Here is a 13,989-nt window from a genome sequence, read left to right as displayed (position 1 = left end):
GCGGGGTTTTTCTTTGGGCGACATTGAAGCGGGCGCCCAGGCGAGCGCCTCGTCAGGCCGCGCGCCCGGATTCGTGCACCGATTGCTTCAACAGGCGTACGAAGCGCTGCACGTGCGCGGTGGGCCGGTCGAAACGCGACCGCGCCAGGCTTTGCTCGCGCCTGGGCGGGCTGCTGAAGGAAGCCGTCAGCGTGAACGACGGGCAGCGCTGAGGCGCGCCGCGCCGGTTCTGCGATTCGATCGTTGCGTTCAGGCGGCCGCGCACGTCTGCAGGAACCGGCGCAGCAGCGTGCCGGCCTGCGGCGTGTCGCCGACCGCCTGGGCGCGCGCCTGGGCGTCGATGCCTTCCCGGCCATACGGTTCGGCGTAGTACGCCAGGTGTTCGCGTATGAAGGCGGGCCCGAATTCGGGATGGAACTGGGCGCTGTAGCAGGTGGGCGTCCAGCGGACCAACTGGTGGGGATCCATGGCCGAGCGGGCCAGCACCTGGGCGTCGTCGGTCAGCCGCAGCAGCGTCTGCATGTGCACCGTCTGCGCCGGGAAACTCTCGGGCATGCCCTGCAGCAAGGCGTCGTTCAGGCCGGCTTCGGTCAGCGTGATGGCTTGCGTGCCCACTTCGCGGCCGGCGGGGTTGTCGCCGACCTCGCCGCCCAGCGCGTAGGCCAGCAACTGGTGGCCGTAGCAGACGCCGAACATGGGCAGGCCGGCGGCCGCCGCGCCGCGCAGCCACTGCGCGGTCTCTTCGCTCCAGGGCTCGTGGTCGGTGACCATGGCCGGCGAACCCGTGATCAGCGCGGCGCGGTAGGCCGAGGGATCTCGCGGCCGCCCGTCCCGGAACACCGGCACGATTTCCGCCTGCTCCGGGGCCAGGCCGGCGGCGGCGCGCAACTGCTCGCCATATCCGCCGTGACGCGCCCGCAGCGTGTCGTTCGGGTCTCCGGTGTGCAGGATGAGGACGGGCAGGGCGCTGGCGGTCAGGGATGCGGTCATGGCTGCTACAGGCTGAAAAAGCGGTTCAGGAAAGAGGAAGGCGACATGGCGCCCGCGCCGGGGCGCATGCGCAACCTCGGGGGACAATGCGCATATCAACGGCGCATTCTGTGGGAAATCCGTACAATCCGCTATGTTTTCACGCGCGGAGTACCTTGCGATGTGGGTTTGGTTCGGATTGGCGGCGATCGCGCTCATCGGCGAAGTCATGACCGGTACGTTCTATCTGTTGCTGGTGGCCCTGGGGCTGGCGGCAGCCGGCATCGTGGCCGCGCTGGACATGGCGCTGCAATGGCAACTGGTGACCTGCGGCGTGGTCGCGCTGGCGGGCCTGGCCGTGCTGCGCGGCACGGGCGTGCTCAAGAAGCGCGAGATCGATGCCTCGCGCAACGCCAACGTCAATCTCGACATCGGCCAGGCGGTCCAGGTCGAGGAATGGTCCGCCACCGGCTCGGCGCGCGTCTGGTATCGCGGCGCGCACTGGCAGGCCGAGCTCGCCGCCGGTGAGGTCGCCGCGCCCGGCACGCACGTGATCACCGAAGTGCGCGGCACGCGCCTGGTGCTGTCGGGCAAGCGTTGAGGCCAACCGGCAGTCTTCCGGCGGCCGCAATCCGCTGATTTTCTTTCCAGAAGGGGTTTACATGACGCTCGACCCATCCACCATCTTCCTGATCATCGTCGTCTTCCTGGTGCTGCTGGTCCTGATCCGCGCCATCGCGATCGTGCCGCAGCAGCATGCGTGGGTGGTCGAGCGGCTGGGCAAGTTCGACCGCGTGCTGTCGCCGGGCGCCGGTTTCGTCATCCCCTTCATCGAACGCATCTCGTACAAGCATTCGCTGAAGGAAATCCCGCTGGACGTGCCCAGCCAGGTCTGCATCACGCGCGACAACACCCAATTGCAGGTCGACGGCGTGCTGTATTTCCAGGTCACCGATCCGATGCGCGCGTCGTACGGTTCGTCCAACTACATCACGGCCATCACGCAGTTGTCGCAGACCACGCTGCGTTCGGTCATCGGCAAGCTCGAACTGGACCGCACCTTCGAAGAGCGCGAGTTCATCAACAGCACCATCGTGGCCTCGCTGGACGAGGCCGCCCTGAACTGGGGCGTGAAGGTGCTGCGCTATGAAATCAAGGACCTGACGCCGCCCAACGAGATCCTGCGGGCCATGCAGGCCCAGATCACCGCCGAGCGCGAGAAGCGCGCGCTGATCGCGGCGTCCGAAGGCCGCCGCCAGGAGCAAATCAACATCGCCACCGGCGAGCGCGAGGCGGCCATCGCCCGTTCCGAGGGCGAGAAGCAGGCCCAGATCAACCAGGCCCAGGGCGAGGCCGCCGCGGTGCTGGCCATCGCCGAGGCCACCGCCCAGGCCATCGTCCAGGTGGGCAACGCGGTGAGCCAGCCCGGTGGCATGGAGGCCCTGAACCTGCGCGTGGCCGAGCGCTACGTCGAGGCTTTCGGCGAAGTGGCCAAGGAAGGCAATACGCTGATTCTGCCGTCGAACCTGTCGGACGTGGGCGGCCTGGTGGCGTCGGCCATGACCATCGTCAAGTCCACGCGCGGCGCCTGATCGCTGCTGGGGGCCGCCGCCTGACTGCCTTGCCTGGATGCTGGCCCCCGTCAACCTGCTTGTCCTCACCGCGCTGTCCAGCCTGATCTGCCTGGCGGTGCTGGGGTCGCTGGCGCGCAGCGGCATGCCGGGCATCCGCGAAGCCGTGTGGGCCAACGTCCTGACCATCTGCTCGCTGGTCATCTTCGCGCAGCAGGCGCCCGGCAGCATCCGCTGGCTGACGATCCTGCTGCCCAATCTGCTGATCTCGGCCGGCTACAGCATCTATTATTACGGCATCTGCCGCTTCCTGGGCCAGCGCGCGCCGGTGCGGCTGCTGGCCACGGGCGTGGCCGCCCTGATGGGCGTGCTGTGGCTGTATCTATACGTCTGGCCCTCTACCGATGTTCGCATCGTCGCGGCGTCGCTGCTGCATGGCTTCATCAGTGGCGGCATCGCGTTGGCCCTCTGGCGCGCATTGCCCGCGGTGCGCTCGCGCTACAGTTATCTGTTCACGCTCGCGATCACCCTGATCGCCGCCGTCGGCTATCTGGTGCGCGCGGCGGTATACGTGCTGGGCATGGAAAGCGTGGACACGCTGATGTCGCCGGCGTTCTGGAACGTGGCCTTCCTGACGCTGGGCGTGCTGCTGAGCCCCAGCGTGACACTGGGTGTGATCATGATGATCCACGACCGCATGCTGGGCGAACGCGAGCGCGAGGCCAACACCGACTTCCTGACCGGCCTGTTGACGCGCAAGGCCTGGTGGCGCGAGACCGGCCGGCTGCACGCGCAGGCGGGACGCGGCGAACGGACGTTGACGGTGCTGACGCTGGACATCGATTACTTCAAGCAGATCAACGACCAGCACGGCCACGCCGCGGGCGACGCGGTGCTGCAGCATTTCGCGCGGGTGGTGGGCGAGGTGATGCGCGCAGGGGACGTGGTGGGCCGCCTGGGGGGCGAGGAATTCTCGGTGGCGCTGCCCGACACGCCGCTGTGGCAGGCCCAGCACGTGGCCCAGCGGCTGATGCAGGCAATACGGGACACGCCGTGCTTCTACGATGGCCGCACGCTGAGGTGCACGGTAAGCGGGGGGCTGGCGCAATGCGAACCCGGGGAGCCGCTGGAGTCGGCCAGCCTGCGCGCCGATCAGGCGCTGTATGCGGCCAAGGCGGCCGGGCGCAACTGCCTGGTGATGGCGCCGCCGGAAGGGTACAAGACCTGAATGGGTTGGCCTGGATGGCGCAGGCGGGCTGGGCCCGCCATGAGGTCAGTCGTCGCGGCGGCTGTTGCGCGTGTCGTGCTTCATCACGCGGTCTTTCTCGCGCTGCCAGTCTTTCTCGCGGGCGGTGTCGCGCTTGTCGTACAGTTTCTTGCCTCGGCCCAGCGCGAAATCGAGCTTGATCCGGCCGTTCTTGTAGTGCAGGTTCAGGGGAACCAGGGTGTAGCCGCGCTGCTCGACCTTGCCGATCAGCTTGCTGATTTCTTCCGCGTGCAGCAGCAGTTTGCGCGTGCGCATCGCGTCGGGATGGATGTGCGTGGAGGCGGTGGGCAGGGGGCTGACGTGCATGCCCATCAGGTAGATTTCGCCTTCGCGTACGATGACGTAGCTTTCCTTCAGTTGCACGCGGCCCGACCGGATGGCCTTGACCTCCCAGCCTTGCAGGGCGATGCCGGCCTCGTAGCGGTCTTCGATGAAGTAATCGTGCGAGGCCTTGCGATTGTCGATGATGCTCATTGGGGGAGGATACCTGCTCCGGGGCCGGTGTCGAGATCGTTCCGGCGGGCAGGATCCGCTGTACCGGTAAAATCCGATCATTCTAGCCATTTGCGATAGTCGATGCACACAGTCCAGCGTTCCGTCCTCGTGCCTTACTCGGCCGCCCAGATGTTCGACCTGGTGGCCGACGTGGAAAAGTATCCGGAGTTCATGCCCTGGTGCGGCGGCGCCGAGGTGCAGTCGCGTGACGACCACGGCATGCAGGCCTCCATCATGATCAGCCTGGCGGGGCTGAAGCAGCGTTTCACCACGCGCAACACCCACGATTATCCCAACCGCATCAACCTGGAACTGGTCGATGGGCCGTTCTCGCGCCTGGTCGGTAATTGGCAGTTCCAGCCGCTGGCCGACGATGCCTGCAAGGTGTTGTTCACCCTGGAATACGCGTTTTCCAACCGTGCGCTCGAGATGGTGGTGGGACCGGTATTCAATCGCATCGCCACCAGCTTCATCGATTCCTTCACCAAGCGGGCCCAGACCCAGTATGGCGAGTGATGCCCATGCCGGCGCCTTGCGCGTGCAGGTCTGCCATGCCGCGGCGGCCAGCGCCTGGCAGCGCGACCTGACCCTGCCCGCCGGCGCCACGGTGGCCGATGCCCTGGCCGCCAGCGGATTCGCCCAGGCATTTCCCGGCATCGACCCCTGGCGGCACGGGGTGGGCATCTACGGACACGCCTGTGTGCCCGATGCGCCGCTGTCCGACGGCGACCGCGTCGAGATCTACCGCGAGCTGCGCTTCGATCCCAAGGAATCGCGCCGCCGCCGTGTCGAACACCGGCGCACGAGCCAGGCCCGCCAGCGTCCGCCCGGACTGCTGTAGGACGGTCCCCGGCGGGAATTGTCGCCCGCGGGACAAAATCCAGGCCACGTTCCGGCGTAAGATTGAACTGGGTATGACGTTTACGTTAACGTAATATCCAGCGGCCGGCATCCTTCATGAGACGGTCGCATCCCCATAAGACCATAACGATCTCTGGAGACGCTTCGTGGACCTGGAACTGACCGACGAGCAGCGCGCCTTCGCCCAGGCGGCGCGCGATTATGCCCAGGGCGAGCTTGCGCCCAACGCCGCGCATTGGGATGCGGAAGGCATCTTCCCGCGCGAGGCCTTTGCGCGCGCCGGCGAGATGGGCTTCTGCGCCATCTATGCCAGCGAAGAGATCGGCGGCCTGGGCCTGCCGCGCCTGGACGCCACGCTGGTCTTCGAGGAGATGGCCGCCGTCGATCCGTCCACCACCGCCTTTCTCACCATCCACAACATGGCCACGTGGATGGTGGGCCAGTGGGGCCAGCCGGCGCTGCGCGCCGAATGGGGCCCCGCGCTGGCCAGCGGCCAGAAGCTGGCGTCGTACTGCCTGACCGAACCCGGCGCGGGGTCGGATGCCGGGTCGCTGTCGACCCGCGCCGAGCGCGAGGGCGGCGACTATGTCATCAACGGCGCCAAGGCCTTCATCTCGGGCGGGGGCGATACCGATCTGCTGGTGGTCATGGCGCGCACGGGTGGCGCGGGCGCGGGCGGCGTCAGCGCCTTCGCCGTGCCGGCCGATGCGGCGGGCATCGGCTACGGCCGCAAGGAACAGAAGATGGGCTGGAACAGCCAGTCCACGCGGCCCATCACCTTCGAGAACGTGCGGGTGCCCGCGGGCCACCTGCTGGGCGCCGAGGGCGAGGGCTTCAAGATCGCCATGAAGGGCCTGGATGGCGGGCGCATCAACATCGGCACCTGCTCGGTGGGCGCGGCGCAGGGTGCGCTGGACGCGGCGCGCCGCTACATGGACGAGCGCAAACAGTTCGGCCGCCGCCTGGCCGAGTTCCAGGCGCTGCAGTTCAAGCTGGCCGACATGGCCACGCACCTGGTGGCGGCGCGCCAGATGGTGCGGCTGGCCGCCTGCAAGCTGGACGGCGGCTCGCCGGATGCCACCACCTATTGCGCGATGGCCAAGCGCTTCGCCACGGACATGGGCTTCCAGATCTGCCTGGACGCGCAGCAACTGCATGGCGGATATGGTTACCTGCGTGACTATCCGCTGGAGCGTCTGGTGCGCGATACTCGGGTACACCAAATACTTGAGGGCACCAACGAGATCATGCGTGTGATCGTGGCCCGACAACTGCTGGATAAAGGAGTCGACATAAGATGAACGTACCCGTGCTGTTCGAGGAACGCTTTACCGATACCGGCATGCGCCTGGGCGTGGCCACGCTGAATTCGCCGCAGACCCTCAACGGGTTGTCCCTGGAAATGGTCGACATGCTGGACGTGCAGTTGCGCGCCTGGGCGGCCGACAGTTCGGTGGCGCTGGTCATCCTGCAAGGGGCCGGCGAAAAGGCGTTCTGCGCGGGCGGCGACCTGCACGGCCTGTATCGCAGCATGCGCGAGCATGCGGGGCAGGGCGCGTGGGCCAATACCCATGCGCGCACGTTCTTCGAGCACGAGTACCGGCTGGACTTCCTGATCCATTGCTATCCCAAGCCCCTGCTGTGCTGGGGCCGCGGCATCGTCATGGGCGGCGGCGTGGGCCTGATGATGGGCGCCAGCCACCGCGTGGTCAGTTCCGACGCGCGCGTGGCCATGCCCGAGATCTCCATCGGACTGTTTCCCGACGTGGGCGCCAGCTGGATGCTGAACCGCATGCCCGGCCGCGTGGGCCTGTTCCTGGCGCTGACGGGCGCGCAGTTGAACACCTCGGACGCCTTCTTCGCGGGCATGGCCGATTTCCGGCTCGATCCGGCCGACTGGCCGCGGTTCTGCGAGGCGCTCCTGCACCAGCCCTGGGCGGGCGGCCCCAACCAGGGCGGCCTGGCGCCGCGCTCCATCAACGACGGCCTGCTGCGCCAGGTGCTGCTGGCGCACGAGCCCACCGAGCCGCTCGAACCCGGCCCGTTGCGCCAGCACTCGTTCCTGATCAACAGCATCTGCGGCGAGATGAAGCTGGAAACCATCTACGAAGAGCTGGCCGAACTGAAGAACCACGACGATCCGTGGCTGGCGCGCGCCGCCAAGACCATGCTGGCCGGTTCGCCGGGCTCGGCGCGGCTGGCCTACGCGCTGCAACAGCACACGCGGCTGCGTTCGCTGGAAGACGTGTTCCGCATCGAGTACGTGGCGGCGCTGGTCTGCACGGCGCACGGCGACCTGCAAGAGGGCATCCGCGCGTTGCTGATCGACAAGGACAAGACCCCGAAGTGGAACCCGGCCACGCTGGCCGAGGCCAGTGCGGCCTGGGTGCAGCAGTTCTTCCAGGAACCCTGGCCGGAGGACATGCCCCATCCGCTGGAGGACCTGGGCCGCGCCTGACCCGCCGCGGCACGCGACGATTCACCCCCAAGACCCCGCGCCGACGTCTCGGCGGGACGAGCGCCCTGATGGCCGCCCGTCCCGACCCGGGCGCGGACACGGGGCCAGACAATGCGAGGAGACACGCAACATGAGCAGTATCGCTTTCATCGGGCTGGGCAACATGGGCGCGCCGATGGCGCAGAACCTGATCAAGGCCGGCCACGCGCTGACCGTATTCGATCTGGTGCCCGCGGCGGTGCGCACGCTGACCGACGCCGGCGCGCGCGCCGCGGGCTCGGCCGCCGAGGCGGTGGCGGGCGCCGAGATCGTCATCACCATGCTGCCGGCCAGCAAGCACGTCGAGGGCCTGTACCTGGGCGAAGACCTGCTGGCCCGCATCCAGCCGCCTACCCTGGTCATCGACTGCAGCACCATCGCGCCGGATTCGGCGCGCAAGGTGGGCGCGGCCGCGCAGGCGCGCGGCCTGGACATGGTGGATGCGCCGGTGTCCGGCGGCACGGGCGGCGCGGTGGCGGGCACGCTGACCTTCATCGTGGGCGGCGCCGACCAGGCGCTGGCGCGGGCCCGGCCCGTGCTGGAGCAGATGGGCAAGAACATCTTCCATGCCGGACCGTCGGGCGCCGGCCAGGTGGCCAAGATCTGCAACAACATGCTGCTGGGCATCCTGATGGCCGGCACTTCCGAGGCCCTGGCGCTGGGCGTGGCCAACGGGCTGGATCCCAAGGTGCTGTCCGACATCATCGCCAAGAGTTCGGGCCGCAACTGGGCTACCGAGCTGTACAACCCCTGGCCCGAGGTGATGCCCAACGCGCCGGCCTCGAAGGACTATGCGGGCGGCTTCGGCACGGACCTGATGCTCAAGGATCTGGGGCTGGCGGCCGAGGCGGCGTTGTCGGCGCGCGCGGCCACGCCGCTGGGCGAGCTGGCGCGCAACCTGTATGCGCTGCACAGCCAGGGCGGCAGCGGCGGGCTGGACTTCTCCAGCATCGTGCGCCTGTATACCCGCAAGCCCGGATGAGCGGCGGCGCGGCGGTATCGGAAGAACTGGCCGCGCGCGTGCAGGCCAGCTTCGCCCGCCAGGGCGTGATGGCGATGATGGGCGCGGAACTTCGCGTGACGGCGCCCGGCAAGGTCGAGATCCGCCTGGCGCATCGCGCCGACCTGTCGCAGCAGAACGGCTTCCTGCACGCGGGCATCTCCACCACCATCGCCGACAGCGCGGGCGGCTATGCCGCCTTCAGCCTGTTCGAGCCGGGCGAGGACGTGCTGACCTCCGAGTTCAAGATGAACTTCCTGGCGCCGGCCTCGGGCGAGTATTACGTGGCGACCGGCACCGTGCTCAAGCCGGGGCGCCGCCTGACCGTCTGCCAGGCCGAGGTGCATGCCTGGCGCGACGGCCAGCCCACGCTGTGCGTGGTGGGCTTGATGACCACGGTGCGCGTCACGCGGCGTTGATGCGCGCCGCCGGCCGGCACGTGCGGCGGCATCGGGCGGTGTGACCACGGACAGCGCGGGCTTATACTCGGCACGCGCCGATCGGCAGGGTTGCCGGGCGCGTTCCATGATGCCTACCGCAGAACACCATCGCATCTTCCGTATCGGCTGGCTGCGCGCCGCCGTGCTGGGCGCCAATGACGGCATCGTCTCCACCGCCAGTCTGATCGCCGGCGTGGCGGCCGCGCAGACTAGTCACGAAGCCATTCTTGCGGCCGGACTGGCGGCCTTGGTGGCCGGATCGCTGTCGATGGCGGCCGGCGAGTACGTCTCGGTGCGCAGCCAGGCCGATACCGAGGCCGCCGACCTGCAGATGGAAATGCGCTCGTTGCGTGGCAATGCGGCGCAGGAACTGGACGAATTGATCGGCATCTACGTGGCGCGCGGGCTGAGCCCCGACCTGGCCGGGCAGGTGGCGCGCCAGTTGACGCAGCATGACGCCCTGGACGCGCATGCGCGCGACGAATTGGGCATTTCCTTGCACAACCGCGCTCGGCCCGTGCAGGCGGCGGTGGCTTCGGCGGGGTCGTTCGCGGTGGGGGCGGCGTTGCCGCTGGCGGTGTCCGCACTGGCGCCGCTGCCGGGCGTGATCGGGACGGTCAGCGTGGCGTCGGTGGTTTGCCTTGGGCTGTTGGGAGCCGTTTCGGCACGGGCCGGCGGCGCGCCGATGGGGCGCGCCAGCATCCGGGTCATGGTGCTGGGGGCTTTGGCGATTGGACTGACCGCCGGGGTGGGCGCGTTGTTCGGGGTGGCGGTGTAGATCGGCAAGCAGGGCGAAACCGTGTCGATGACGCGGCGCGCCCTGCGCGTGCATCACGCGGTCAAGCGTTTGCCGTCAACGCATACGGCAGCGGCATCACCTCGATGCGCGGGCCGTCCGGCGCGCCCAGCCGCAGATCGCCCTCCGGCAGCGACGACAGGGTGGTCTCGAACAGCAGCGAGACGCCCGCATGCCCGGTGGCGTCGACCACGCGGCCGCAGGGTTCGCCAGGTTGCGTGGCGTCGTAGACGTCCAGGCCGGCCAACTGATCCGTGCCGGCGCTGCCCTGCAACTGGCCATAGGCCATGCGCCGCTTGACCGTGCCGCGGTAGTGGCTGCGCGCCACCACTTCCTGTCCGGGATAGCAGCCCTTGGTGAAGCTGACGCCGCCGGCCAGTTCCAGGTTGACCGTTTGCGGAATGAACAGATCCTGCGTGGCGCTGCCGATCCAGGGCAGCCCGGCGGCCAGGTCGGCGGCTTGCCACAGCGCGGGCACGGCACGGGCCAGCAACTGGCCCAGGGCGCCGGCCTGTTGCAGTTGGGCATCGCTGGCGATCCACCACCAGCGCAGGCTGGCGCCGCTGGCCGCGGGCGCGGCGATCCAGGTGCCGGTGACCCGTTCCACGCGTTGCCAGGCCGTGCGCGGCAGTTCGCCGCCCGCGGCGGCCTGCAGGGCAGGCAACTGATCGGCGTCGCATTGCACGCCGGCGGGGTGCAGGGCCGCGAACGACAGCTTGGCCTTGGCCCGCAGCACGAACATGGACAGGCGCTTCTGCAAGGCCTCGGCCAGATCGGCGCGCACCAGGGCGTACAGGCGGGCATCGTTCTCGGCGCCTTCGGCGGCACGCCACATCACCAGCGTGGCCAGCAGGCGGCCTTTGGCGGTGCAATAGCCGGCCAGGCGCGCGGCGTCGGCGGGCAGGCCGGTGACGTCCTGCGTCAGTTGGCCGTGCAGAAAGGGCAGGGCATCGTCGCCGGCGGCGGCCAGGACGCGGAAGCCGGGCAGCGGCGCGCACAGCGGCGAACCTTCGGCGCCCAGCGGAATCGAATCGTAGAAAGCATGCATGGTGGCGGTAGGCGGACGGCAGCGCCGCCCGCGGCTGGCAGGCAAACTCCCATGATACGCCGTGCCGGCCGCCAGCCGGTTCAAGTCCTTGCGCTTGTCAGGGGCGGAACGCGGCCGGGCGCCGCGCCTATCCATTACACTTCACCCCACTCATGAGAATCCGTTTCCGCACCCTCTTTCTGATGTTCGTGCTGCTGGCGCTCGTGGCGGCTGCCGCCGTCGTGGGCCTGGCCTGGCGCTGGGCGCATGAACCCGTACCGCTGGCCGCCGAGCGCGTCGATTTCGTGGTGCAGCCCGGCAGCAACCCGCGCGCGGTCGCGCGCACGCTGGCGCAGGCGGGCATTCCCGTCTGGGAAGACGGCTTCATCTGGATGGCGCGCCTGACCGAACAGGACAAGCTGATCAAGGCCGGCGGCTACGAGGCCGTGCAGGGCGACAGCCCCTGGAAGCTGCTGGAACGCATGGCGCGCGGCGACATGTCGCAACGGCAGATCACGTTCGTCGAAGGCTGGACCTTCCGCCAGATGCGCGACGCGCTGCGCAACCATCCCGACGTCAAGCAGACGCTGGACGGCGTCAGCGACGAGGCGCTGATGAAGCGCCTGGGCTCCGAAATCGAGCATCCGGAAGGCATGTTCTTCCCGGACACCTATGTGTTCACCCCCGGCAGCAGCGATTTCGACATCCTGCGCCGCGCCTACCAGGCGGGCGAGCAGGTGCTGCAGAAGTTCTGGGCCGACCGCTCGCCCGACCTGCCGCTGGCCACGCCCTACGAGGCGCTGATCCTGGCCTCGATCATCGAGAAGGAAACCGGCGACGGCGCCGACCGCGCGCGCATCGGCGGCGTGTTCGTCAACCGCCTGCGCCGCGGCATGCTGCTGCAGACCGATCCCACCGTCATCTACGGCATGGGCGCCGCCTACGACGGCCGCATCCGCAAGCGCGACCTGCAGACCGATACGCCGTGGAACACCTACACCCGGCCCGGCCTGCCGCCCACGCCCATCGCCGCCTCGGGCCGCGCCGCCTTGCATGCGGCCACGCATCCCGAGGCGCATGACTACTACTATTTCGTTTCGCGCGGCAACGGCACCAGCGAGTTCTCGCGCAACCTGAACGAGCACAACCGCAACGTCTCGCGCTACATCCTGGGACAAGGGCAGAAATGATTTTCCCGCGCACGATCATCCGTACGCAATCCGTGAGGGCCGAATGACGGCCCGCGGTCTTTTCATCACGCTGGAAGGCGTCGATGGCGCCGGCAAGAGCACCCACGCCGGCTGGCTGGTCGACGCGATCCGCGCCTCGGGCCGCACCGTGCTGGCCACCCGCGAACCGGGCGGCACGCCGCTGGGCGAACGCCTGCGCGAGCTGGTGCTGCACGAACCCATGCACCTGGAAACCGAGACGCTGCTGATGTTCGCCGGCCGTTGCGAACACGTGCGCACCGTCATCGAGCCCGCGCTGGCCAGCGGCACGTGGGTGGTCTGCGACCGCTATAGCGACGCCACCTACGCCTACCAGGGCGGTGGCCGCGAGCTGGGCACCGAACGCATCGCCGCGCTCGAACAATGGATGCAGCCCGGCCTGCAGCCCGACCGCACCTGGCTGTTCGACGTGCCGCCCGAGGTGGCGCGCCAGCGCCTGTCGGCCAGCCGCGACCCCGACCGCTTCGAGCGCGAGGCCGGCGCCTTCTTCGAGCGCGTGCGCGCGGCCTACCATGCGCGCGCGCAGGCGCAGCCGCAACGTTTGCACATCATCGACGGCAGCCGTTCCGTGGACGAGGTCCGGGCCCAGCTCGCGGCCGAGTTGCAGGCGTTGCTGGCGTCGGCGCAATGATGGTCATGCGGATGCGGGGGGTTCGATGAGTCTGGCGGCATTTCTTCCCTGGCACATGGAAAAGGCGCACGGCTGGCTCGGCCAGCGCGAGCGTTTCGCCCATGCCTGGCTGATCCACGGCGTGGCCGGTATCGGCAAGCTGCAATTCGCGGCGGCTGCCGCGGCCAGCCTGCTGTGCGAGTCGCCCGACAACGGCCTGGCCTGCGGGCGCTGCAACGCCTGCGCGTGGGTGTCCGCCGGCAATCACCCAGACCTGCGACGCATCCGCCCCGAGGCCGTGGCGCTGGAAGAGGGCGCGGATGCCGCGCCCGAATCCGACGAAACCGAGACGCCTGCCACGGGCGGGGCCAAGCGCGCGCCGTCGAAGGACATCCGCATCGACCAGATCCGCGGCCTGGAATCCTGGTTCAACACCGCCACGCACCGTGGCGGCTGGCGCGTGGCGCTGTTGTATCCGGCCGAGGCGCTGAACGTGATTTCCGCCAATGCGCTGCTGAAGGTGCTGGAAGAACCACCGCCCAATACGGTGTTCCTGCTGGTGGCCGATGCGCCCGATCGCCTGCTGCCCACGCTGGTGTCTCGCTGCCGGCGCCTGCCGTTGCCGGCGCCGGCGCCCGAGCTGGCCCTGCAATGGCTGCGCGACCAGGGCGTGGAGCCGGCGGCCGAGTGGCTGGCCGCGGCGGGCGGCGCGCCCCTGGCGGCCCAGCGCCTGTCGCAGCAGCAGGACCTGCCGTGTCCCGCCTGGCTGGGCCAATTGATCGTTCCCTTGTCCGTGGGCAAGGCGCCGGATGTGGGGACACTGACCGAATGGCTGGAAAAAATCCCGACGCCCGAATGGATCGATGCGTTGCAGCGTCTGCATGCCGACCTGATGCTGGCCGGCTGCGGCGCCCCCGCGCGTTATTTTCCCTCGCTGGCCGATGCCGTGGGCAAAGCGGCCGCACGGGCGCATCCCGCGCGGGTGGCCGACACGGCCCACTGGCTGTCCACCCAGCGCGCGGTGGCCAATCACCCCTTGAATGCCAAGCTGTTCGCCCATGCGGCGCTGCAGCGGGTGGTGCTATCCTGCCAGGCATGATGTCCCGGTTCCCCGGGGCCGCATTGATCGAACAAGCCCGCCCTCGCGGCGGCTTTCCTGGCGGATACGCCTGTCTCAGTCCATGCCGCGGCGCGCGCAGGCGCCGCCCGCGGCCATCATCCCATCCA

At 68.9% G+C, this 13,989-nt stretch carries 17 protein-coding genes; 13 read left to right on the top strand and 4 right to left on the bottom strand.

Annotated elements, in window-relative coordinates:
• Positions 1-52 precede the first annotated feature (52 nt).
• Positions 53-265, bottom strand: a complete 213-nt coding sequence (locus A7W11_RS04850; RefSeq protein ID WP_066409224.1) for a hypothetical protein — start codon at positions 263-265, stop codon at positions 53-55.
• Positions 250-990 carry a glutamine amidotransferase gene (locus A7W11_RS04845; RefSeq protein ID WP_066409220.1) on the bottom strand — a complete coding sequence of 247 codons (741 nt, stop codon included), beginning with the start codon at positions 988-990 and terminating at the stop codon, positions 250-252. Before A7W11_RS04845 ends, A7W11_RS04850 begins: the two co-directional genes overlap by 16 nt.
• A 160-nt stretch (positions 991-1,150) precedes the next feature.
• On the opposite strand from A7W11_RS04845, the gene A7W11_RS04840 reads away from it, so the two are divergent.
• The 3 genes from A7W11_RS04840 to A7W11_RS04830 all read left to right on the top strand — a co-directional run bounded on the left by A7W11_RS04840 (position 1,151) and on the right by A7W11_RS04830 (position 3,768).
• Complete coding sequence (locus tag A7W11_RS04840; protein ID WP_066409217.1) at positions 1,151-1,570, top strand: NfeD family protein; 420 nt, start codon at positions 1,151-1,153, stop codon at positions 1,568-1,570.
• A gap of 61 nt (positions 1,571-1,631) precedes the next feature.
• Positions 1,632-2,561: an SPFH domain-containing protein gene (locus A7W11_RS04835; RefSeq protein WP_066409215.1), complete on the top strand. Its 930-nt coding sequence runs from the start codon at positions 1,632-1,634 to the stop codon at positions 2,559-2,561.
• Between the two features lie 37 nt (positions 2,562-2,598).
• Entirely contained in the window at positions 2,599-3,768 is a 1,170-nt protein-coding gene (locus A7W11_RS04830) for a GGDEF domain-containing protein (protein WP_066409212.1), read from the top strand.
• Between the two features lie 45 nt (positions 3,769-3,813).
• On the opposite strand, the gene smpB is transcribed toward A7W11_RS04830, so the two are convergent.
• Complete coding sequence (gene smpB, locus A7W11_RS04825) at positions 3,814-4,281, bottom strand: SsrA-binding protein SmpB (RefSeq protein WP_066129429.1); 468 nt, start codon at positions 4,279-4,281, stop codon at positions 3,814-3,816.
• 102 nt (positions 4,282-4,383) lie between these two features.
• Here smpB and A7W11_RS04820 point away from each other — a divergent pair, with 102 nt between their 5' ends.
• The 7 genes from A7W11_RS04820 to A7W11_RS04790 all read left to right on the top strand — a co-directional run bounded on the left by A7W11_RS04820 (position 4,384) and on the right by A7W11_RS04790 (position 9,878).
• Entirely contained in the window at positions 4,384-4,818 is a 435-nt protein-coding gene (locus tag A7W11_RS04820) for a type II toxin-antitoxin system RatA family toxin (protein ID WP_066409209.1), read from the top strand.
• Positions 4,808-5,143, top strand: a complete 336-nt coding sequence (locus A7W11_RS04815; RefSeq protein WP_066409204.1) for an RnfH family protein — start codon at positions 4,808-4,810, stop codon at positions 5,141-5,143. Before A7W11_RS04820 ends, A7W11_RS04815 begins: the two co-directional genes overlap by 11 nt.
• Before the next feature lie 166 nt (positions 5,144-5,309).
• On the top strand, positions 5,310-6,464 hold the full coding sequence (locus A7W11_RS04810; protein WP_066409199.1) for an acyl-CoA dehydrogenase family protein: 1,155 nt from the start codon (positions 5,310-5,312) through the stop codon (positions 6,462-6,464).
• Complete coding sequence (locus tag A7W11_RS04805) at positions 6,461-7,621, top strand: enoyl-CoA hydratase/isomerase family protein (RefSeq protein ID WP_066409196.1); 1,161 nt, start codon at positions 6,461-6,463, stop codon at positions 7,619-7,621. Before A7W11_RS04810 ends, A7W11_RS04805 begins: the two co-directional genes overlap by 4 nt.
• A 130-nt stretch (positions 7,622-7,751) precedes the next feature.
• The gene (gene mmsB / locus A7W11_RS04800; RefSeq protein WP_066409192.1) at positions 7,752-8,642 is read left to right on the top strand and encodes a 3-hydroxyisobutyrate dehydrogenase; all 891 of its coding nucleotides are present in this window, start codon (positions 7,752-7,754) and stop codon (positions 8,640-8,642) included.
• Positions 8,639-9,079, top strand: a complete 441-nt coding sequence (locus A7W11_RS04795; RefSeq protein ID WP_066409187.1) for a PaaI family thioesterase — start codon at positions 8,639-8,641, stop codon at positions 9,077-9,079. Before mmsB ends, A7W11_RS04795 begins: the two co-directional genes overlap by 4 nt.
• Before the next feature lie 109 nt (positions 9,080-9,188).
• Entirely contained in the window at positions 9,189-9,878 is a 690-nt protein-coding gene (locus A7W11_RS04790) for a VIT1/CCC1 transporter family protein (RefSeq protein WP_066409476.1), read from the top strand.
• Between the two features lie 61 nt (positions 9,879-9,939).
• Here A7W11_RS04790 and ygfZ read toward each other — a convergent pair whose 3' ends face one another.
• Positions 9,940-10,944 (bottom strand): CAF17-like 4Fe-4S cluster assembly/insertion protein YgfZ, encoded by a 1,005-nt coding sequence (gene ygfZ, locus A7W11_RS04785; RefSeq protein WP_066409474.1) that lies wholly within the window; start codon positions 10,942-10,944, stop codon positions 9,940-9,942.
• Between the two features lie 152 nt (positions 10,945-11,096).
• On the opposite strand from ygfZ, the gene mltG reads away from it, so the two are divergent.
• The 3 genes from mltG to holB are packed head-to-tail and all read left to right on the top strand — an operon-like array spanning position 11,097 to position 13,861.
• Positions 11,097-12,113, top strand: coding sequence for an endolytic transglycosylase MltG (gene mltG / locus A7W11_RS04780; protein WP_066409184.1), 1,017 nt, complete (start codon positions 11,097-11,099; stop codon positions 12,111-12,113).
• A gap of 43 nt (positions 12,114-12,156) precedes the next feature.
• On the top strand, positions 12,157-12,783 hold the full coding sequence (tmk, locus tag A7W11_RS04775) for a dTMP kinase (RefSeq protein WP_066409180.1): 627 nt from the start codon (positions 12,157-12,159) through the stop codon (positions 12,781-12,783).
• A gap of 25 nt (positions 12,784-12,808) precedes the next feature.
• Complete coding sequence (holB, locus tag A7W11_RS04770; RefSeq protein WP_066409177.1) at positions 12,809-13,861, top strand: DNA polymerase III subunit delta'; 1,053 nt, start codon at positions 12,809-12,811, stop codon at positions 13,859-13,861.
• Positions 13,862-13,989: the final 128 nt, after the last annotated feature.

Origin of the sequence: Bordetella ansorpii (genome assembly GCF_900078315.1) — a bacterium.
GTDB lineage: Bacteria > Pseudomonadota > Gammaproteobacteria > Burkholderiales > Burkholderiaceae_B > Bordetella > Bordetella ansorpii.
Note: the sequence above shows the minus strand (reverse complement) of the source record. Positions and strands in the feature narration are given on the sequence as shown.